The following is a 22,214-nucleotide window of genomic DNA, read 5'->3' as shown; positions in this document are numbered from 1 at the left end:
CGAGTTTTATAAAGCCGCTCAAGGCTCGTTATTATTTAGTTATGCATCAATATCGAAAAACAAATCAGGTAGTATCTTTTTTAGCTCATTAAGGAGCGGACACATGAGTTCTCGCATCTGCGGATGTGCAGCTTTCGATGTACGTTGTTTAAATATCGTGCGCCATTCCCGGATATTAGCTGTTACTACTATTTCAGTCTTTAAAGAATTAGGTAAAACAGACCGAGCGTACTGCGGTTGCCATCCCAATTTTATGAGATTCATATAATGCCGTTCAGCGTCTCGCATTGCATTTCTCCATTCTATTTCTTCATCGGAAGCTACTTCGGTACCATCATCTTCAAAGAGTGGCATTATAAAGGTTAGTTCGTTGCCGAAACCATCTTTAGAATAATTGCAATACCGGGTACTTTCTTGAGAAAAAGACGCGATGCGATGCCGTACAAGTTCATGTGATACTCCGCGGTCACAAATAAACCGAACAGTAATCTTCTCATGCTCTAAAACAGACTCATGACCTCTACCGATAATCATACGAACAAACTTAGACGAGCTGTCAGTTGTTATTTTATCTTCCGACTTATAGCAAGTTCTTCCTGCTAATTCTATATTTCTCATAATGGTATCAGGTGCAATGTCTGACATGACTTGATAGGATGCTTTAATTAGTTTCATTTATTTAGCTTTTAAATTGTTTCTTGTTTTTTTTATCAATACACACAAACGCCTTAGGCTCTCTCTTGCAAGCTGGAACATCTTCATCTGCTTTACACTCTCCGTCTTTCCAAAAATCACAAAAGCTACAATGGGGACCTTTTCCCAATGTATTTACTACGACATAGGTTTTACCATTGTGGAGGAAAGTTTGTCCGTAATCTATTTCCTTCATAATTTTTTAGTTGGGTGTTATACTTGATTTTCATATTATTACGTTTTGCTATCGACATAAATGTCGGGAGCAAATTCTTCATATCTTCTCTGTTGTTAGTCTTACCAAAAAAAAGTCATTTGGCATATTGTTTCTAAAACTTTCCTTTCTAAGAGAGAATAATTTTCTCTGTTTAGTTTGGAATAAAAAGTAGGATACGAAATACCACTTTCTTCTAAAAATTTGTTTCTGATTTCTTTTTTTCTCTCTTCATCCAAAGATTGATAATAGTCTTTAAATGTCTTTTTTTCAACAATTTCATCTTTTACCATGCGCAGTATATATTTTAGTGTTATATTTATAATGCAAAGGTCTATAATATTATCCACAATGGAAAGTATATTATACCTTTTTAATTTTTATGGATAGTTATTTATACACAGTCTAAATAATAAGATATGTTTAATGGTCAGAAAATAAGCGAATTAATAGAAGAGAGGAAGATTGCCAAAAAAGATGTATATGATCATATAGGTGTAACTAAATCACAACTTGATAATTATATCAAAGGCAAAAATATCCCAGGTTCCGAGAAATTAGAGTCCTTAGCAGATTTTTTTGGGTGCTCTATTGAAATCTTCTTCAATAGAGAAATTGATTTGAAAGATAATATCCATATTGGTCATCAAGTCAATGGACATGATAATAATGTCTCTGGCGATATATCACTTAGCGAGTGTAAAAAAGAACTTGAACTGACACAAAAACTACTTAAAGAGAAAGATGAACGAATTAAAGAGAAAGATGAAATGATAACCCTTTTAAAACAACAACTAAATAAATAATATTATGGAATACAAAAAACTTATTCATAGTAATGAATATCATCTAATTAACACCAATGACATCCTTAAGCAAGCTGAGAACATTGTTAACAATTTACATATGGCAGCTGGCTCTACGACAGGATTTGACATTTACACTTTACTAAAATCTTATTTTACAGATTTAGAAAAGAGAAACGAAATTAATAAAATTATTCATGTAGGATAATTGCATCCCTTCCCTACATGTAGGGAAAATGTAGGGAACGAAATATATAAACAACTGATAAACAAAGATGATTCACACTCCGATATGCTCCACGATTTAATAGCTACAAACAAAGAGGTGACATTCCGAAAGAAATGTCACCTCTTTGTTTGTATTATTTCAACTATTTGGATGCAAGTTCGGTTTCTATCGGGTCGTCATACTGCTTCTGAAGTCTATGCAACTCGTTCTTTAAACTGTCAATTAGAGCGTCGTTACCCGGCTCGTTATAAATATTGTGCATTTCATTCGGATCGTTTTGTAAATCATATAATTCCCAAACATCGATATCATGATAAAAATGCATTAATTTATAGCGTTCGGTACGTACCCCATAATGACGCTTTACAGCATGTTCCGCCGGATACTCATAATAATGGTAATACAAAGAGGAACGCCAAGCCTTCGGTTTCTCCCCTTTCAATAGCGGCAGATAAGAATCTCCTTGGATGTCCTCCGGAACGGGAGCACCGGCCAATTGCAGGAAAGTAGCTGCATGGTCTATATTTTGGACCATTTCGGGAATATCACCTTTTACTCCTCCCGGAAAACGAACCAACATAGGAGTACGGAACGATTCTTCATACATGAAACGTTTGTCGAACCAACCATGTTCGCCCATATAAAATCCCTGGTCGGATGTATAGACAATAATCGTGTTCTCCAGTAAGCCATTCTTTTGCATATAATCCAATACACGTCCTACATTTCGGTCTACAGCATGAATAACACGCAAATAATCGTGCATATACTGCTGATATTTCCATTCAGCTAATGCTTTGCCCGACAACTTCTGCTCCTTAAATTTCTTGATAATCGGATCATAATGCCTATCCCAAGCTGCTTTCTGAGCCGAAGTCATACGATTATACAAGTCGCGCCCCCATTTTTCCAAACCAGTAGTCGTATGAATTTCATTTTCCTTATCAGCCATTTTCAGGTCATACACCAAATCCATATCCTTGATAATGCTCATTTCCTGTTCGGATGCCGCCACGCGACCTTCATACTTGTCATAGAACGTTTCAGGAATAGGATATTCGACATCATTATACAAATCCAAGTCGCAAGTATCCGGCATCCAAGTACGATGAGGAGCCTTATGATGAAGCAACAGGCAGAAAGGCTTATTCTTATCCCGCTTATTCTCCAACCAGTCCAAAGCCAAATCTGTCGTAATATTTGTCGCGTATCCTTCTATTTGCTTTTTAACACCGTTATCAATAAAATAAGGATTATAATAATCTCCTTGTCCGGTCAGGATATTCCAGTAATCGAAACCGGTCGGGTCAGATGTTAGATGCCATTTACCGACAATAGCTGTCTGATAACCTGCTTTTTGCAGCAATTTAGGAAACGTCTGCTGATTACCGTCAAAACTTTTTGTGTTATCGGTAAAGCCATTCTTATGGCTGTGTTTTCCAGTGAGCAAGCATGCCCGGCTGGGGCCACTTAAGGAATTGGCAACAAAGCTGTTCGTAAAGCGTACTCCTTCATTTGCAATCCGGTCAATGTTAGGTGTTTCAATAAAACGATGGTCATAAGCACTGATTGTCTGGTAGGAATGGTCATCGCACATAATGTACAGAATATTCATCTTTTTTTCCGGAATTTCCTGTTTGTTCTTCTGGATACACGACGGGAATATAGTAGCTGCTACTCCAGTCAAGAGAAATAATTGATTTCTTTTCATGTTTAAATTAGATTAAAACGTTTATGTCAATGGCCTCCTAGCCAAACCTTTGCCCTGGCAAATATATGAAAAAGATAATCAAAACAAATCAACTATCAACATAAAAAAAGAAGTTGACCGGAATGGCCAACTTCTTCTATCTGTATCAATACATTAATTACGTTTCTGGCAATAAGGCAATTTATAAGGATTGCGATATTCATACCAATACAAGCGATGAGCAGCGGCTTCTTTGTCTCCTTCAAAACTCAAAGTTGCCGGATTCCATCTTACCGGACGGCCTAATTCACGGGCTATATTCTGTAAACAGCACAGTGTATTGGTACTGCAACCAACCTCTACCGGAGCTATCGGATTTTCGCGGGAACGAACACAATCGATAAAGTTCTGCATATGCGGAGAACTTACCTCATATTGTCCTTTCTCTACTTTTTCTTCTTTCTTCTGTAACAAAGACGGATCAGAACATTCAATATATCCACGGGCAACTTTCAGCCATCCTTTATCACCGATAAACTGAATACCTTGGGCATTCGCATCATCCTCACGGTAAGGCTGTTCAGTCATCACGATACCATTTGCATATATCATAGTGGCATACTTAGTTCCTTTATAGCCTTTAGGAATAAACTCTACCGGTCCAGAACCGTCCATACCGATAGCTGCCTGAGCAATATCAAACATATGAGCACCCCAGTCGGCAGTATAACCATTACCGGTTTCCTGATACCAACGCCATGCCCCCCATAACTGTTCATTCTTTTCAGGGTCAAGAGAGATAGGAGGACATAAATCGGGATGATAATGAATCTTCGGATCATTCAACGGCCCCATCCACTGATTGAAATTCAAATTTCCAGGTATCGGCATTTCCGGTAAATCCAGAGGTTTAGGCGGTTCGCCTACACGGGCATATATTTTTTCGATATGGCCGATAGCACCCTTACGTACCAAATCTATAGCTTTCTGAAATTCCGAGCTCGAACGTTGCTGGCTTCCTATCTGGAACACACGATTATTGTCGCGAACGGCACTTTGAACTGCCAAACCTTCCGTTATGGTATAAGCCAACGGCTTCTGGCAATAAACATCTTTCCCCGACTGGCAAGCATTAATAGCAACCAATGCGTGCCAATGGTCAGGTGTTGCAACTTCAATTACATCGATATCCTTGCGTTCCAGCAAATCTTCGTAAAACTCGTACATATCGCAGCGAGATGCTACATTCTGTGATTTTTGCCAAGCTTCAACACGTCTTTTAAAACGTTCACGCTTCATAGAATCCACATCGCAACACGCTACAACTTGTACGCCCGGACAAGTTGAGAAACTCTGGAAATCGGAACAACCTTGCTGTCCTAACCCCACAAAGCCCAAAACGACACGATCACTCGGTGCGATACGCACACCATTAATTGCCCAACTGGGCAGGATAGTAAAACTAGCCAATCCTAATGCGGAAAGACCTAAGAACTCTCGGCGAGTTACTCCTTTTTTTGTGTTTTCCTTCATGGTAAATTTCAAATATATCGGACTAAAAAATTAATCTGGACAAATATATCGATTTAATCGGAATAAATATCTTCATTTTAAGAAAAACACTAAAAAGAATTTTCCAGTAATAATAAACCCGGAATACTTGTCAATCAGACAACTATCCCGGATTCATTATTTTAAACCGTATCTGTTAGAACGCATAGCCGAAGCCGACATTCAAATAAATCGGATACATAGCAAAAGTAATCGTTTCAAAGTCTTTTTTAAAAATATCATTTAATCCCCAAGTCAGGTCCGCACATACATTCAAATGTTTAAAGGCACGCCATTCGGCACCAAGCTGAGCACCCCACTGAAATTTCCGGAGGTTCTTGGAGAAATCATAAGAAGCACTTTTGCCGTCCTCAAAAATCCACTTATTCCCCGTCGGATTTCCTTCACGCAAATAACCGTCATACACATCACCGGAAAAATCGCCTTCCATCATATATGAGAAATAAGGGCCCAAATTCATCCTGAAACGAGGACTGAACTTATAAGTACCCAATACAGGAACAGTCAGATATGAGTTTTTCACCTTCGTTTTGACATTACCGGTCCAGTTCCCTTTCACAATTTCTCCTCCGTCGCCAATTATTTCCATGCCATAATTCTTCACTCGGGCATCCGTTTTCATTCCTTTATTTTCCAGACGCAAGCCCACCATCATTCCCCATTTTTCTTCTTTATCCAGCCACTTGGTCACATTACCTTCGACAGCGACTACCAATGTCGGATTATAACTGGATATTTCACGTATCTCGGCCGGCAAAGGAAGCGGAGAGGTTCCTCCGATTAAGATACCGGCTTTCACTTCATATTCCAATCCGATAAGGGCAGATTTGATGATACCTTGATTTCTATCCATTTGCCCGAAAGCCGGGAGTGCAGCCAGCAATAAAGCCAGCCCGCAAACACAAATTACTATAATGTTCTTTTTCATCGTCATAGCCCTTTTTAATTATCAGCCGAATAAATCAATTCCACCTCATCTACATATAAAGTACTTCCGGGTGCTCCGCGGAAATAGTTACCTTCCTTACTGGAAGAAAACACAATCGAGACATTATAACCTCCGGCTTTCAATTTATTTTTATCTATTGTCTTACCGGGCTTCATGATAAAAGGAATATAAAATTCCGTCCATTCATCCGTTTCAATCCGGTCTTTATCATTCAGAAGAGCTACCGAAATAATATTCGGATGCGTATAGTTATCTTCCACAATCGTTCCGTCCAGAACTTTTACATCATCCGTCACTTCATAAAAGACAGCATAAACATCCCAAGTATCTTTTTTACCATCTACAGGTTTTCCACCTGCTTGAAACACTTTTCCTGCTTTATACTTAAAGTACCCTTTTAAATAAGTCGGAACATGTTCAAACGGCATACCCAATTTAGTCGCTTTCAGCGCATTTAACAAAGCTGCTCCGACATCAAAGGTTCCCATAAAAAGGTTTCCGGCCGCAATAGGCATACCAAAGTTACTGCCAAAAGTTCCCGTCTCCATCGTTTCCAACTTAACGCCTTTGCCTTCATAACCATCGATTATCGAACTGGTTGGGAAACTAGACCGGTCTTTACCACCTTTCCCTGTCATAGCAAAGCCGGCATTTCCACTTGCCCAATCGAGACGATTACCGGATGTAGAGTCTATATCAAAGAAAATATCATAAGTATATATAGCACTGACTAGCGAATCTACATTCTCAAAATGATACTCCGTACTGACACCCGCTATTATATAAGACACCTGATATTCTTTCTTCCAATTTCCATCTTCTGATGTTACCGTATAATACTGTGGTTTGGTGAAATCACGTTCTGTTCCACTAACCGGAGAAATTGTTGCCCCCGGAGTCAGCTCAAATGCCGGAGACTGGTGCAACAAATCGGCATCCGCTTTCACCATCAAGGTAACTTTATTATTTTCGATAATCGGATCCCTTTTCAGAATATCCCCCGGAACCGTACAAGCAATAATATCTGCTTCCGCATTCGGAGCCTCATCTTGGATGCACGACACCAAAGTTATACTTAGCCAAAAGACAGCTACCAGATATACAAACTTCATGTTTTTTCGTTTTTAATGAATAACTTGTTCCTTGATTGTCTGTTCCAGACAATCAAGGTGCAAAAATACAGTCCTTTTTCCAAAAAGCCAGTAGATTTATACTTTTATTATAGTTTTTATTGTACATCTCACCATTTATTCCTACTTTTGGCATTAACACTTATATTATCTAATTATTAAGACCATGACAACACGAAGAGATTTTCTCCGGCAAGCGACCTTATTAGGAGCCGGACTTACAGTAAGCCCTTTCTTTATTCAAGCCGGTACGGGAAGTATCAGTGCCAACGACAAAATACGTGTCGGCCTTATCGGTTGCAATGGAATGGGGTTCGAAGACCTGAAAGCTTTCCTACGTAACCCGGAAGTCGAATGTATCGCACTTGCCGATATTGACGAAGGTGTTCTGAACAACCGGGCCGCCGAAACAGCAAAAATAACCGGTAAAAAAGTAAAGAACCTGTACAAGGACTGGCGTAAACTGATTGACAACAAGGATATAGACATTGTTATTGTCGGAACTCCGGACCATTGGCATTGCCTGCAAATGGTTTCAGCTTGCCAGGCTGGCAAAGACGTTTACTGCGAGAAACCGTTGGGCAACAGCATCGAAGAATGTAACATCATGATTCGTGCCGCCGAAAAATACAACAAAGTCGTACAAGTAGGCCAATGGCAGCGAAGCGATCCTCACTGGCAAGACGCCATGGCATTCGTGCATAGCGGCCAGTTAGGTAAAATCCGCACTGTGCGCGTATTCTCTTATCAGGGCTGGTGTCCTTCCATTCCCGTTAAGCCGGATGAAGCAGTCCCGGCAGGCGTAGATTATGACATGTGGCTGGGACCGGCTCCCAAGCGTCCGTTCAACCGGAACCGTTTCCACTTCACCTTCCGCTGGTTTTGGGACTACGCGGGCGGACTGATGACAGACTGGGGAGTCCATTTGCTGGACTATGCCCTTTATGGAATGAATGTTACAGCTCCCAACTCCATTATGGCTTCAGGGGGCAAATTCGGTTATCCGGACGATGCCTGCGAAACACCCGACTTATTGCAAACCATCTATACATTCAACGATTTCACAGTCATGTGGGACCATGCGATTGGTATCGATGACGGTGCTTACGGGCGCAATCACGGTTTAGGCTTCGTAGGCGAAAACGGAACATTGGTTGTCGACCGGGGCGGCTGGGAAGTGATACCGGAAAAAGTGAACGGAAAAGCCCGCATGGAAGCCGTACCTCTCAAACGTTCATATGGAGAAGGAGGCTTGAACCTGCACGTCAAAAACCATTTGGAATGTATTAAATCTCGCAATCGCAACTGCAATGCTAGCATTGAAATCGGTGCTCACATCGCAAAGTTCTCCCAATTAGGGAACATTGCTTACCGGACCGGAAAGAAATTAACCTGGGACGGAAGCAGCTTCCACGATGCTGAAGCCGACAAATATCTATGCAAGGAATACCGCGCTCCTTGGGAATTACCGAAAATATAAAAGGGTTAATCCTTTAATTTGGTCGTTATACAAAAACAGCCGGTGGATAATCATTCCTTATTTACAAAGGAAATAATTACCACCGGCCCAAATTATTAATTAAAAAAAACGGATGAAATCCTTATTTCATTGATGCTCCCTCCGCAACAAGTCATTCACGGTCTTCACCGGATTGAATGTTTCGATGGGGACTTCCACAAAGACCGTACTCCAGTCGCTCATCGCACCATTCCATAAACCCGGAAGTTCAAGTGCTTTCAATTCACGACCATCTTTACTCTTATAGGAGATAAAACCGGTATTCTTATCGACATAATCCGGCAAATTAAATTTCTCTCCCTTGTAATTCTTTAATGCACAAACCAAATCGACCGGATTGAAATGCGTACCTTGCTCGAACATCTCCTTCTTAGCCGGGTCACTCAAGTCTACTTGTGAACTTTCGAGTATTTGCAAGGAAACCGTTCCATCCGGATTGACTGTCAGGAACGGGCCACCGCCCGGTTCACCGACATTCTTCACCATACCGCACACACGCAACGGACGGTTCAGTTTGCTCTTGAGGTAAAGTATCAGCTCGGCATCTTCCAAAAGCTTGGTGTCCGGGTTCTTAACACACAATTCATCCTGAAGAAAATGAATCATCTCCTCCACTTGGTCGTGCGTATATTTACCACTATCAATCAATGCCATATAGTTGAATATACGTTCCTGCAAAGAAACCAATACGCCGGCAATCACTTTCTTATAGATTACCGTTGCGCATTTGAAACTGTCCGGCACGACATTATCGATATTCTTTACAAATACCACATCGGCATCCACATCATTCAGGTTCTCAATCAAAGCACCGTGTCCCCCCGGACGGAAAAGCAAATTACCGTTCTTATCCCGGAACGGCTGATTGTCCATACCGGCGGCAACCGTATCCGTGCTCGACTTCTGCACGCTGAAGGATATATCATATCTGACAGAGAACTTCTCTTCATATTCATCCGACTTTGCAGCAACCAACTGTTCAAACAAAGCCTTATGTTCGGGAGATACGGTGAAATGGATATTCACTTCGCCGGCATGATTCTTGGCATACATCGCCCCTTCCGCCAAATGCTCTTCCATTGCAGTACGCACTTTCTGCGGATACGAATGAAACAGCAACAAGCCTTTCGGCAACATCCCGTAATTAAGCCCTTTCGCCTCCAGCAAATTGGCAACCACAGCTTTGTAATTGCCGTCTGCAACCAAAGTCGAAATATTCTTTTCCTCATTTGCTATGCAAGCCGCATTCAGGGCGCCATAGAAAGCAAAATGTTCAATCTCGTCAAAAAACTTCTTTTCAAACGCATTCGACGGTTGGTCGTAATCGGCAGATAAGAACTCATACAAGTTCTTAAACATACGGCTTGCCGCTCCCGAAGCCGGCACAAACTTCACTATTTTCTTGTTCTTAGCCAGATAAGCATCCCAGGCTTCCATATAATAAGCCTGTCTTTCCTGCGGAATAACCATTATGCCTCTCTCTACCGATGCCGAAGCGGCTATTTCAAGGAAGGGAAATCCTTTTACAAAGCATGCCAACTGTTCATTTATCTGCTCTTCGCTGATACCTTTCTTAGTTAGCAGTTCCAAGTCTTTTGCGTTTAGCATAATATCTTCTTTTAATTAATAATTCGTTACGCAAGCAGGGACTTTCTGCTCTATCTATATCGCAAATGTATAAAATTACCTTTAGAATAGCAGTCATATTCCAAGAAAAAGTTACTTTTACAGTATGTTTTACAAGAAGAAGTGCCCGCAAGCCCTATTCGCCTTGAATACAAACATGGAGGTTATACCGGCACATTCTTAAAAAGACAGAGTACTATGGATATACAACCGTTCTTTACCGAAGAAGAAAAAAAGCAGTTTTTCTGTAAATATAAACAACTGTTACGCAGTCTTTACTCCTTCCTGAAAAAAGAGGACCTAAGTAAGATGAAGGCGTTAATGAAGCGGGTCGTGGCAATGGATTGCTACGGACGCGACAAAAACGGCATCAACGGAATGCTGCGAAACATCAACACGGCTCTGATTGCCACCGTCGAAATCGGATTGAAACGTACCTCGGTGATTGCCCTCTTGCTGTACCGTCCGGTCATGAAAAGGATAATCACCCTGGAAGAAGTGGAAGAGACATTCGACGCCGACGTCACCCTGATTATAAGCCGGCTACTGAAAACATCCGACTTATACGCCCGGAATACGGCCGTCGACTCGGAGAATTTCCATCGTCTCCTGTTCTCGTTTGCCGAAGATGTACGCGTCATCCTGATTATGATTGCCGACCGTCTCTGCCTGATGCGCCTCGGCAAACAACTGAAAGACGAAGCCGACCGGAAAAGGCTGGCCACCGAGGTGTCCTATCTCTATGCCCCCCTCGCCCACCGCTTGGGTCTGTACACCATCAAAAGCGAGCTCGAAGACCTTTCGCTCAAATATACCGACCGGAAGCAGTACGACTTTATCAAACAGAAACTGAACGAGACAAAACGCTCGCGCGAAGCCTATATCGCAGAGTTCATCGCCCCGATAAAGAAGAAGCTGCAAGAGGCCGGTTTCTGTTTCGACATCAAAGGTCGTACCAAGTCCATCCACTCCATCAACAATAAACTGAAGAAGCAAAACGTGCCCTTCGAAGGCATTTACGACCTTTTCGCCATCCGTATCATTCTGGATACGCCGCTGGAGAAGGAACGTTCGGAATGCTGGCAAGTCTACTCCATCATCACCGACATGTACCAACCGAACCCGAAACGGATGAAAGACTGGATATCCATTCCGAAGACAAACGGATACGAAAGCCTGCATATCACCGTCATGGGACCTCAAAACAAATGGGTGGAGGTACAAATCAGAACCCGCCGGATGGACGAAATAGCCGAGCGCGGTCTGGCCGCCCACTGGAAATACAAAGGAGTTAAAGAGGAGAACGGCTTGGACGAGTTTCTGACTACCGTACGTACCGCCCTTGAAACAAAAGGGACAAATCCGCTCGACCTGATGCAGGATTTCAAGATGGATTTGTACAAAGACGAGATATATGTCTTCACCCCGACCGGCGAACTTATCAAGCTCGCCAAAGGAGCTACCGTTCTGGATTTTGCCTTCGCCATCCATTCCAAGCTGGGAAGCAAATGCGTCTCCGCCAAAGTAAACGAGAAAAACGTACCTATCAAATATGTATTGAACAACGGAGATACAGTGTCCGTCGTTACTTCGCCCACCCAAACGCCTAAGCGTGATTGGCTGAACATTGTTGTCACCTCCAAGGCGCGTGTCAAGATTAAGCAAGCACTTCGGGAAGAAATGGCCAAAGCTGTCGACTTTGCCAAAGAAATGCTGCAACGCCGTTTCAAGAACAGGAAGATAGAAATGGACGAACCTGTCCTGATGCGCTATATCAAGAAGAAAGGCTTCAAGACCGTCACCGACTTCTACATCGAGATTGCCGAAGAGCGGCTCGACCCGAACCAGGTAATCGATGAATATCTCGAACAGTTGCGCAAGGAGACGGAAACGAACGACCACACTGAAGTGCGCAGTGCCGGAGAGTTTATCACCACCACCGAAGTGGAAGAAATTTCGACCCACCAGGATATTCTGGTCATCGACAAGAACCTGACCGGCATCGAATACAAACTGGCAAAATGCTGTAACCCGATTTACGGCGACGAAGTGTTCGGCTTCGTCTCCACGCAAGGCATCAAAATACACCGCATGGACTGTCCGAACGCCCAAGAGATGTTCAGTCGTTTCGGTTATCGTATCATCCAAGCCAAATGGAGCGGGAAAGGCGACAACGGTTATATCGTCACTTTGCGCGTCATCGGCCGGGACGACATTGCCATCGTAACCAATATCACCTCCGTCATCAGCAAAGAAAGCGGGGTTACACTGCGGTCGCTCAACATCGACTCAGCAGCCGACGGCATCTTCCAAGGCAACTTCACCGTCATCGTACGCGACACAACCGCCCTGAACATGCTAATTAAAAAGATGAATGCCGTGAAAGGTGTAAAAACGGTAAGCCGGTTAAACTCATAACTGTTTATGCCTCCTCCTCCGGCTTTACCGGCTGGAAGAGATACGCGTTCCCGATATATTTGCGTACCAGCTTTCCGGCATTCGCCATTCGCTTCAAGTCGCCCGCAGCCTTTGTCTTCCCGCACCGACAAAGGCTACGGTAGATTTTCCCGGAAATGTACTGATGCGTTTCCAGATACTTCATGGTCCGCTCCTCACACTCTTCGAAAGAAAGTACGGCACGTTCCTCTTCGGACGAACGCATCAGCGGCATTTCCTGCAAGCGGTCGCGCAATTGTCTCGACGAACGAAACGTCACATCCTGAAAATGGATGGATTCGGCCCTGATTTCCTTCTTATCCTCTACCGGACGAGACTTCAACGAAATACTGAAAGTACCGATGCCTTCCAGCTCGACGTTGTGTCCGAACATCAATTCGTCTACCATCATGTCCTGGAGCAGTTGCAACACACCCTTGATATCCGCCGACGAAAAAGAGGAACGTCCCTGCGCCTTCTGCACCAAATCGTCCAAGCGTACCGTATCCGTAGGCACAAAGCGGGGATAAAGCTGTTGTTTCCCATCCGTCTTACCAAGAGGCGGACGACGTACTAATTTATATTCTGCTGCCATATTCTTTACCTTTTAATAATTTGTTCGTTATCTTTTAGCACTTTCATGCTTATGCTTTAGCCTGTTCGTCACTATCTATTAGTTGTTCGCTTGCTGGCGAACGACCGTTCGCCAATTGACGGACGTTCGTTCGCTGCTTGACGGACAATCGTTCGCCAATTGGCGAACGATTAATAGATACCGTCCAAAGATACAAAATATAGGGAGGAAAGAGGTAAAGAATAAGGAGAAAAAAAAGAACAGATAATAAGAAATATTTTCAAATGCACTTGTTCGTCATAAATCTTTGCTAAATTTGTGAAATAGCCTCGCACGTTGTGCCGGGAGAAGTCTGTATAGAAACTTTTTAATCGATAAAACTTATGAAACTACGCAAAGGCATTTTTTTCCTGTTCCTGAGCCTGTTCCTATCCGCTACCGGATACGCCGGCGACAAAGATAGCTTCCTGAAGAAGCAGTTCACTAGCCGGAACGGGTACGCATTGAACTACCGGATTTTATATCCGGAAAATTATAGTCCGGACCGGCAATATCCGGTTATCCTCTTCCTGCACGGCGCCGGAGAACGGGGTTCCGACAATAAAGCGCAATTAATACATGGCGGCGACATGCTTGCCTCTTTCGAAAATCAGACACAGTATCCTGCCATCATCATTGCTCCCCAATGTCCTTCCGACACTTGGTGGGTGAATTACACACGGCCTTCCAAGGATGGAGAGAAGCGTTATTTCCCGCCTTCCGCACCGATAACCGCCTCGTTGAATGCGGTAATAGAGTTGCTGGACAGCTATATAGACAAAGGAATTGTGGATACGAGACGCATTTATGTGACGGGGCTTTCGATGGGAGGCATCGGGACATTCGATTTGGTTTGCCGCTACCCGAACACGTTCGCAGCCGCCACACCGATTTGCGGGGGCGCCAACTTGGAACGTTTGGCGAAATACAAGGGCAAGACTGCGTTCAGCATCTATCACGGCGGTTCGGATAGCGTTGTGGATGTACAATTCTCCCGCGATGCGTATGAGACATTGAAAAAGGCAGGGGCCGATGTGCGTTATAAAGAATATCCCGGTGTCGACCATAACAGTTGGGACAAGGCTTTCGCCGAACCGGACTACCTTTCCTGGATGTTTCAACACAGCCTGTAACACAGCGGCACAGGCTGTTGCAATCAGGCTTTCGGTTTTAAGCCCATCTTTTCCGCCCGCTGAAGCATGAACCGATGGGCAGCTTCATACTCATTCGGGATAACGCCGTCCAGAATGGCGTTCTTGATGGCATCCTTCAAAACACCGACAGGACGGGATGGGGACAAGCCGAATGTCTCCATGATTTCTTCTCCACTGACAGGCGGTTGGAAATTCCGGACCCGGTCTTTTTCTTCTATCTCGGCCAGTTTTTCCCGTACCAGACGGAAATTATTCAGGAAACGACGCACCTTATCAGGGTTCTTGCTGGTGATGTCGGCTTCGCAAAGTTTCATCAAGTCGTCTATATCGTCGCCGGCATCAAACAGGAGACGGCGGATGGCAGAGTCGGTGACATCCTCATCTGCCAGCACAATCGGGCGCATGTGAAGGCTGACCATCTTCTGGACATATTTCATCTTTTCGTTCATCGGCAGTTTCATCTTCCTGAAAATACCGGGTATCATCTTCTCGCCGATGAAATTATGATTATGGAAAGTCCAGCCCAGACGCGTGTCGAAACGTTTGGTCGCAGGCTTGGCAATATCGTGGAAAACGGCACTCCAGCGCAGCCATAGGTTGTCGGTTGTCTTACTCAGTCGGTCGAGTACCATCAAGGTATGTGCGAAGTTGTCCTTATGGCCAATGCCCTCCTTCGTCTCCACCCCTTTCAGGGCGCAAAGTTCCGGGAAGATTAGAGGCAACAAGCCGCAACGGTCCAGCAGGTCGAAACCGACAGAAGGTTTGGGAGACATGACAATCTTATTCAATTCGTCCACTATACGTTCTTTCGAAATGATAGAGATGCGCTCTTTATTTCGCTCGATGGCCTCAAAAGTGTCGGGGTCGATATAGAAACCCAGCTGGGAAGCAAAACGGACGGCACGCATCATGCGGAGCGGGTCGTCGCTAAAGGTGATATCGGGGTCGAGCGGGGTACGTATCAGGAGGTTATCCATGTCGTCCAATCCGCCGAAAGGGTCGACCAGTTCGCCGTAACGGTCTTTGTTCAGGCAAAGTGCCAAGGCATTGATAGTGAAGTCGCGACGGTTCTGGTCATCCTCGAGAGTCCCGTCTTCCACAACAGGCTTGCGGCTGTCGTGCGTATATGATTCCTTGCGGGCGCCAACAAACTCAAGCTCCACATCTCCGGCCTTCACTTGTGCCGTTCCGAAATTCTTAAAAACAGAAAGGTGTGTACCGCGTCCCAGCTTTTTCGCAACAGCTTTAGCCAGTTCGATGCCACTTCCTACCGCAACAACATCTATATCTTTCGAAGGACGTCGCAGAAATATATCCCGCACATATCCTCCTATCACATAAGCCTCCACATTCAATTCGTCCGCCGCCTCGGATACCAACCGAAAAGGTTTTGCCGAAATATGTTTCAATATATCTTCTTCCTCTATATACATATAATTATCATTGGGGAACACGGGGAAACTTCCCCTATCTTACTTCCCGGTAAATCGGAGAGCAAAGATAAGGAATAAAACCGAAAGACAGAGCAGAATGATGAAACTTACCAACCCATACAAAATAGCATCTGCACATGAAAAGGGGTGCTTGGTATCTCTTCGTGAAAAAGAAATAAAAGAAATCATTTATTTTATCAAAATAGAAACTATATATTTGTATGTATCTTGTAAGTAACAGGCAGTGAAGAAATCTGAGGCTTATAGCTAAGAAGCAAATGCAGGAACAATATCGATTATGGAACAAAAAGATGAAATCATTATATATCAATCTCAAGACGGCACAATCAAAGTAGATGTGCTGTTCACGGAAGAAACTGTTTGGCTGACGCAGGCTCAAATTAGTTCATTATTCGGGAAAGCCAAATCAACTATTAGTGAGCATATTAAAAACATATTCGAAGAAGGAGAGTTAAATGAAGATATGGTTGTCCGGAAATTCCGAACAACCACTCAGCATGGAGCAATAGAGGATAAGACACAAAGCCATGAAGTGAATTTCTATAACCTTGATGTCATTATCTCAGTCGGTTACCGGGTAAAATCTTTGCAGGGTACGCAATTCCGTATTTGGGCAACTCAACGTTTACGGGAATATATCGTTAAAGGCTTTACTTTGAACGAAGAACGATTCAAGACCGGTTCTTCCATGAACTACTTCAGGGAACTATTAGACAGAATTCGGGAGATTCGTTTATCGGAAAGAGTATTCTACCAGCAAATCAAAGATATCTACGCTACTAGTATAGACTATGACCCCTCCGATGAGATGACGCTTGCTTTCTACAAAGAGGTACAAAACAAACTTCTTTGGGCAGTAAGTGGAAAAACTGCCGCTGAATTGATTTACTACCGGGCAAATGCCGCACTGCCCCAAATGGGCTTGACATCCACATCTTTGCCTAACAAGGTTCGTAAAACGGATATTGAAATCGGGAAGAATTATTTGAACGAAGAGGAAATAGGACTTTTAAAACTAATAGTGGAGCAATTCTTGGCTTATGCTGAAACTCAGGCAGTACAACATAAACCAATGTATATGAGAGATTGGATTGAGAAACTAAAGCAGGTGCTAACTATGAATGATAAAAACATATTGGAACATGCCGGCTCTATCTCCCATAAACTTGCTTTACAAAAAGCGACTAATGAGTATGATAAATATAAAGAAATCCAAAGGCAGCTGGAACATTTGGAGAGCATAAAAGAATTGGAACAGGACATTAAAAAGTTGGGCAAGAAAAAGGAATAATCATTATCTACAGTCATTTACTCATTCAATTCTATCAATCAGACAGATATAAAAGAGGTTCTTATTTACCGGTAAAACGAATTAAATTCTTCCTGTGATGCTAATTCGGTCTTTTTCCAATATCTTTGTATCGGAAAAAAGTAAAACAAAGAATTACCGGAATGAAAAAGTCTGCTATCTGCATAGCTCTTGTTGCCGTCACACTGACAGGTTGCAACAGTAGCGGAAAGAAAGCGCAAGCTCGTTTCGACCAGGCAAAGACCTTGTTCGAACAAAAGGAATATTCTGCCGCAAAAAGTCAATTAGACAGTATTCGCGCTTTGTATCCGAAAGAAATAAAAGTCCTGAAAGCGGGGCTAACCTTGATGCGGCAAATCGAGATGAAAGAAGCGGAACGCAATATTGCCTTCTGCGATAGTCTTCTCCCTATCAAACAGGAAGAGATGAAGGAACTGCAAAAAGGTTTCGTCTTCGAAAAAGATTCGGTTTACGACGAAATAGGCCGGTATGTTTCCAAACTCCAGACTATCGAGCGTAACATCCAACGTTGCTACGTCCGCTCGGGCGTGGACGAAACGGGCGAAATGTATCTGGCAAGTGTTTACTTCGGCGGTAAGCCTATCAACCATACCGGTATCAAACTCAGCACCCCCAACGACCTTTTTGTAGAAACCCCTTCCATCCCTTATGACGGTGGTCTGAATTACCGTTTTAAAGACATGGGAAACATAACGGAAGTTGTTACCTACAAAGGTGAGAATTGTAAAGATGCTGCCGATTTTATTTACAACAATCAGAATGAACGCATCAAAGTAGAGTACACGGGGGGTAAACCTTATATCCTCTATTTGGCAGATTCCGAAAAGAAAGCTATCGCTGCTACTTACAATCTGGCTATCGTGCTGAATGACATCAACAAGATGACAAAGGAGAAAGATAAGTCTATCAAAAAGATTGCTTACCTGAAAAGTAAATTGGAGAAAGAGGAATAAAGAATAATTCCGGAGTATAGTATAAATAGGAAGGGCGGCCTCATGTGATGAAGCCGCCCTTCTATTTGGGAATAAAAGCGGAAAACGAGGTTCCGCTTTTACTGCTTTGAAACAATCTTATTTAACAACGACCTTATAGGTTTTATTGCCTTCAACCGTAACAAGGACGATACCAGTAGAAACCGGAATAGAGAAGTAGTCCGAGCTTGCTCTGCGGGTATCGATTGTCTGTCCCAGAATACTGGACAATGTTATCTTTTTGCCGGCGGCATTTGCGACAATCACTTCACCGTCCTTACTCAAAACCTGAACTTCAGAGACGCTGACTTCTTCGTTTGCGGTAGGAGCCGGAGCGTTTTCGACCGTAAATACGGCATCGTCCAACTTAGACTGCATAGTAGCAAAACCGTTAACCACACCAAGATAAGGCTTGCCTCCGGTCGTTTTAGCCAACTCACTTTGGTTTTCCAAATAATAACCGCCCTGCTCGGCAGTCTTAAATGCAAATAAGGCAGGACTGTCTTTCATTGTCTTTACCGTTTCGTCAAGGAACATGGCACGGCCGCCCAATGTATCTTTTGCAGACAAATAATAACGGGCCTTATCAGCATTCGTTCCATTCTTCATTCCGGAAGATATAAAGTACAGTTGCTTTCCATCTACATTCTTATCCTGTTCAACCCAAAGACTGAAGTTCTCTTCTTCATATCCGGCTTTCGTAATCTCATTTCCTTCTTTCTTGAACTCGGCGAAGAAGGTATAAGGATTCATTACCAATGAATTATTATTCAATACCAGACGTTTGTGAGCATCAGCAAAGGATGCGTATTCCGGAGCTTCAACCGCTTCAAGGGCTACGTATGCTTCTTTATCTGTCATTTCAAGGTTTGCGGTATTGAAGTTCATAGATACATTTCCGCTGCCCAAGTCTTTATTATCGGCTATAACCATCGAATACTTTTCGCCGGATGCGTCAGAGATGAATGCAAACGACGTGGCAGGTAGGTAGTCCGACAATTTCAATATATTTTTATCTGCTACATATGAAACTGTATCAAGATTGAATGCACCTCTCAACTTATAAGAAATAACATACAAATAGTCGTCTAATGCAGTAGCACCGCCCACAAGTAGAGTATCACTTGGTATAAGCTTGAAGATGGCCGCTATATCCTTATCGTCACTTCCTCTCAATATAGAATCCGCTATCGATGCATATTGCAGACTCACACCGGAAGCTCCCGGAATGATATTCAACACAAAGGCCTTATCATTCAATTCCTGAGCCGTAAAATACATGGAACCTAAATACTTGTCGTCCAGATTAACTACTTGCTTCAAAATCGTTACCGAGTCGTTACCGAAAAGATAAGTATTCTCCATGCCCTGAACAGCAAATATTTCGATAGCATCCTTAGTATCTGTGAAATAAGAACCGGATTGACGGTCGACTATTGAATATTTACCATTATCTTCTTTGATATACCATTGACCTCTTGACTTATTCACAGAAGGAACACTGTCGCCTCCCATAAATTCACTTTGTGCTATATAGTATTTACCAGCATTTGCACCAGTTCCGGCATTTTTTAAGAAGTAAACTCCTGTTCCGCTTGAAATAGTGGCAGGCGTACCTCTCGATACTGTAATTAGAGGAACAAAGCCTTGCTTTACTTGTCCTTTCTCTCCGTCAAATTTAGATACAGTCAAGACCTTTGTATCCGCAACTTGTGCGTAAACAATACAAACGGTATCACCTTCAGCATCGACACTTAAATCGCCATTTACATCAGGAGCTCCTGCCACAAACATCGATAAGGAATCATTCTGCAAATCAATCACAAACTTAAAATGCTGGCAACGTCCATTCGGACGGACAACAGTCCGCGTGGAGTCTAATGCGAATTTAGCGCCAAAAACATCTAAGGCATCATTTATTTCTGTCTTTAAAGTATCAACGCCCAAATACTTCTTTACTCCGTTCGGAAAAGACTCATCGTCTTTTACTTGCAGAGTCATAAAGTTTTTATCACCGCTTACAGATGTCGCAATCAAATCTTTATCTGCAAACAAGTCTGCTCCTTGGTAATCTCCTCCAAACTTCAATTGAAAAACACTAAAGCCTCCACCTAAATCTTGCGGAGACATAATCATTGTATTCGGCTTTTCAACCGAGAAAGAGGTACCTTCAGTATTGAAGGTTACGGCACCATTAGCGCCAATACCAATAACCATCTTGCCACCATTTGCACTAATCTTACCACCACTAATAGCCCATTTATTTATGCCGTCTCCCAATACCGGAGTGGTAGCAGAAGCGGGGAAAGATAAAACTTGCTTTGTTTTCTTGTTCTTAATCTGATAAACAACAGTGGCAGTTTCTGTTCCAACCTCTGTTATTTCCCACAAAGCGGAGTCGCGGGAAGCTTTATTTGATTCGGGGGTAATTTCTTTTACGATAACGGAGTCTGCCTTATTTCCAGCTAAAGACAAGCATTTGTCGCCTTCTGCTTGCAGATAATAGTAATTTCCAGCAGTCCATTGTTCCGGTGCAACATCCGTTGCATGCGCCATAAATGTCCCTACTGTCAAAAAGGCCGTAGCCAAAAAAGTACATTTTTTATTCATATGCGATTGTTTATCATTATCATTTGTTTAACAAGGACAAAGATAAAAAAGTTTGGGATTATTCTTGCTCTTCCAAGGGTTAAAGATACTTAGCATAGAACATACTGTACAAAAGGGGCGGATATCCATACCAACTCCATAAAAAAAAGCCCGCCTTTTACAGCGGGCTTCAAATTACTTCTCTTTTATAATCAAATAATAATACCAAAGTAATGAAATAAAGCTCAAAATATCTTGTCTTAATATTATCTGAGGTATTGTTCTAATAAGTTCATATTAGTACGACAAAGATAAATCTTTTTGTTCAAAATCGCTCGTCAGAAACAGACTCCTAACCAAACCTTATGATTATTGAACAAAAACGTTCAGTTCTAGGACAAATTAGTTATTTGCCCGGTGTACAGTAAGTTGCGGGAACGGGAAGTTGATACCTTCCGCATTGAATGTTTCATAAACTGCTTGATTAATGCCGAAATAAACATCCCAGTAATTCGCGTTCTCCACCCAGACACGTACTACCACATTTACGCTGCTAGCGGCCAAAGCATGCAAAGCGATAAATGGGGCCGGCTCTGTTAAAATACGGGAATCACGTGACAATATTGTTTCGATTACCTGCCTTACCTTATCATAATCTTCCCCGTAATCTACACCAAACGTCCAGTCTACACGCCGAGTAGACTGACGGCTGAAGTTAGTGACAGCTCCACTACTTAACGAGCCGTTCGGGATATAAACCACCTTATTATCCGGAGTGGTCAGGATAGTATGAAATATTTGAATTTCTTTTATCGTCCCTCCCATACCCTGCGCTTCGATATAATCGCCAACTTTATAAGGTTTGAATAACAAAATAATTAATCCTCCTGCAAAGTTTGCCAGATTGCCACTCAAGGCCATACCGACAGCCACACCGGCAGAGGCAAGCAAGGCTGCAAAGGAAGTTGTTTGAACACCTAATGCTCCCACAACGGAAATAATCAATAAGATTGTTAATACTACATTAACAAGACTTCCTACAAAGGTTTTCACCGATGGTTCTATATCTCGTTTCAGCAGAACTCTCTTAATTAGTTTATTCACCAAGTTTATCAGTAGTCGTCCGACTATGAAAACCAAAAATGCCTTAATCAATGTCCACCCTAGAGTTGCTCCTTGCGACATCAGGGAACTCAAAAGACCTTCCGTCCCATGAGAAAAATCAATTGCTGCTAATAT

At 42.8% G+C, this 22,214-nt stretch carries 19 protein-coding genes; 7 read left to right on the top strand and 12 right to left on the bottom strand.

Features of this window, described 5'->3' with window-relative positions; all coding sequences use genetic code 11:
* Positions 1-39 precede the first annotated feature (39 nt).
* The 3 genes from thyX to DW103_RS12530 all read right to left on the bottom strand — a co-directional run bounded on the left by thyX (position 40) and on the right by DW103_RS12530 (position 1,200).
* Positions 40-645 carry an FAD-dependent thymidylate synthase gene (thyX, locus tag DW103_RS12540; protein ID WP_199653019.1) on the bottom strand — a complete coding sequence of 202 codons (606 nt, stop codon included), beginning with the start codon at positions 643-645 and terminating at the stop codon, positions 40-42.
* A 34-nt stretch (positions 646-679) separates the two neighbouring features.
* The gene (locus DW103_RS12535; protein WP_122276635.1) at positions 680-889 is read right to left on the bottom strand and encodes a hypothetical protein; all 210 of its coding nucleotides are present in this window, start codon (positions 887-889) and stop codon (positions 680-682) included.
* 101 nt (positions 890-990) lie between these two features.
* The gene (locus DW103_RS12530) at positions 991-1,200 is read right to left on the bottom strand and encodes a hypothetical protein (RefSeq protein ID WP_122276633.1); all 210 of its coding nucleotides are present in this window, start codon (positions 1,198-1,200) and stop codon (positions 991-993) included.
* Between the two features lie 126 nt (positions 1,201-1,326).
* Here DW103_RS12530 and DW103_RS12525 point away from each other — a divergent pair, with 126 nt between their 5' ends.
* Both DW103_RS12525 and DW103_RS12520 read left to right on the top strand, forming a co-directional pair.
* Positions 1,327-1,713 carry a helix-turn-helix domain-containing protein gene (locus tag DW103_RS12525; protein ID WP_122276631.1) on the top strand — a complete coding sequence of 129 codons (387 nt, stop codon included), beginning with the start codon at positions 1,327-1,329 and terminating at the stop codon, positions 1,711-1,713.
* A 4-nt stretch (positions 1,714-1,717) separates the two neighbouring features.
* Entirely contained in the window at positions 1,718-1,921 is a 204-nt protein-coding gene (locus DW103_RS12520; protein WP_122276629.1) for a hypothetical protein, read from the top strand.
* Positions 1,922-2,084: 163 nt separating this feature from the next.
* Here the strand turns inward: DW103_RS12520 and DW103_RS12515 are convergent, their stop codons facing one another.
* The 4 genes from DW103_RS12515 to DW103_RS12500 form a co-directional block, all read right to left on the bottom strand.
* Positions 2,085-3,653, bottom strand: a complete 1,569-nt coding sequence (locus DW103_RS12515; protein WP_122276627.1) for a sulfatase — start codon at positions 3,651-3,653, stop codon at positions 2,085-2,087.
* Between the two features lie 153 nt (positions 3,654-3,806).
* Positions 3,807-5,165 carry a Gfo/Idh/MocA family protein gene (locus DW103_RS12510; protein WP_122276625.1) on the bottom strand — a complete coding sequence of 453 codons (1,359 nt, stop codon included), beginning with the start codon at positions 5,163-5,165 and terminating at the stop codon, positions 3,807-3,809.
* Between the two features lie 175 nt (positions 5,166-5,340).
* Positions 5,341-6,132, bottom strand: a complete 792-nt coding sequence (locus DW103_RS12505; protein ID WP_122276649.1) for a porin family protein — start codon at positions 6,130-6,132, stop codon at positions 5,341-5,343.
* A 14-nt stretch (positions 6,133-6,146) separates the two neighbouring features.
* Positions 6,147-7,265, bottom strand: a complete 1,119-nt coding sequence (locus DW103_RS12500; RefSeq protein WP_122276623.1) for a PCMD domain-containing protein — start codon at positions 7,263-7,265, stop codon at positions 6,147-6,149.
* Between the two features lie 184 nt (positions 7,266-7,449).
* Between DW103_RS12500 and DW103_RS12495 the strand changes: the two genes are divergently transcribed.
* Positions 7,450-8,763, top strand: coding sequence for a Gfo/Idh/MocA family protein (locus DW103_RS12495; RefSeq protein WP_122276621.1), 1,314 nt, complete (start codon positions 7,450-7,452; stop codon positions 8,761-8,763).
* A 126-nt stretch (positions 8,764-8,889) separates the two neighbouring features.
* Here DW103_RS12495 and DW103_RS12490 read toward each other — a convergent pair whose 3' ends face one another.
* Entirely contained in the window at positions 8,890-10,410 is a 1,521-nt protein-coding gene (locus DW103_RS12490; protein ID WP_122276611.1) for a DUF4301 family protein, read from the bottom strand.
* A 216-nt stretch (positions 10,411-10,626) separates the two neighbouring features.
* On the opposite strand from DW103_RS12490, the gene DW103_RS12485 reads away from it, so the two are divergent.
* Positions 10,627-12,846, top strand: coding sequence for a bifunctional (p)ppGpp synthetase/guanosine-3',5'-bis(diphosphate) 3'-pyrophosphohydrolase (locus tag DW103_RS12485; protein ID WP_122276647.1), 2,220 nt, complete (start codon positions 10,627-10,629; stop codon positions 12,844-12,846).
* A 4-nt stretch (positions 12,847-12,850) separates the two neighbouring features.
* Here the strand turns inward: DW103_RS12485 and DW103_RS12480 are convergent, their stop codons facing one another.
* Entirely contained in the window at positions 12,851-13,459 is a 609-nt protein-coding gene (locus DW103_RS12480) for an HU family DNA-binding protein (RefSeq protein WP_122276609.1), read from the bottom strand.
* 362 nt (positions 13,460-13,821) lie between these two features.
* On the opposite strand from DW103_RS12480, the gene DW103_RS12475 reads away from it, so the two are divergent.
* Positions 13,822-14,610, top strand: a complete 789-nt coding sequence (locus tag DW103_RS12475) for a dienelactone hydrolase family protein (RefSeq protein ID WP_122276607.1) — start codon at positions 13,822-13,824, stop codon at positions 14,608-14,610.
* 23 nt (positions 14,611-14,633) lie between these two features.
* On the opposite strand, the gene DW103_RS12470 is transcribed toward DW103_RS12475, so the two are convergent.
* A complete protein-coding gene (locus DW103_RS12470) occupies positions 14,634-16,064 on the bottom strand; it encodes a CCA tRNA nucleotidyltransferase (RefSeq protein WP_122276605.1) in 1,431 nt (476 codons plus the stop codon).
* Between the two features lie 298 nt (positions 16,065-16,362).
* On the opposite strand from DW103_RS12470, the gene DW103_RS12465 reads away from it, so the two are divergent.
* Together DW103_RS12465 and DW103_RS12460 are read left to right on the top strand one after the other, a co-directional pair.
* Positions 16,363-17,376: a virulence RhuM family protein gene (locus DW103_RS12465; protein ID WP_122276603.1), complete on the top strand. Its 1,014-nt coding sequence runs from the start codon at positions 16,363-16,365 to the stop codon at positions 17,374-17,376.
* A gap of 161 nt (positions 17,377-17,537) precedes the next feature.
* Entirely contained in the window at positions 17,538-18,368 is an 831-nt protein-coding gene (locus DW103_RS12460) for a hypothetical protein (protein WP_122276601.1), read from the top strand.
* A gap of 117 nt (positions 18,369-18,485) precedes the next feature.
* Here DW103_RS12460 and DW103_RS12455 read toward each other — a convergent pair whose 3' ends face one another.
* Together DW103_RS12455 and DW103_RS12450 are read right to left on the bottom strand one after the other, a co-directional pair.
* On the bottom strand, positions 18,486-20,996 hold the full coding sequence (locus DW103_RS12455; protein ID WP_122276599.1) for a DUF6383 domain-containing protein: 2,511 nt from the start codon (positions 20,994-20,996) through the stop codon (positions 18,486-18,488).
* A gap of 381 nt (positions 20,997-21,377) precedes the next feature.
* Complete coding sequence (locus DW103_RS12450) at positions 21,378-22,160, bottom strand: mechanosensitive ion channel family protein (RefSeq protein WP_233545683.1); 783 nt, start codon at positions 22,158-22,160, stop codon at positions 21,378-21,380.
* Positions 22,161-22,214 lie beyond the last annotated feature (54 nt).

Origin of the sequence: Parabacteroides sp. AM08-6, from assembly GCF_003473295.1 — a bacterium.
Lineage (GTDB): Bacteria > Bacteroidota > Bacteroidia > Bacteroidales > Tannerellaceae > Parabacteroides.
This window is presented reverse-complemented; position numbering and strand designations above follow the sequence as displayed.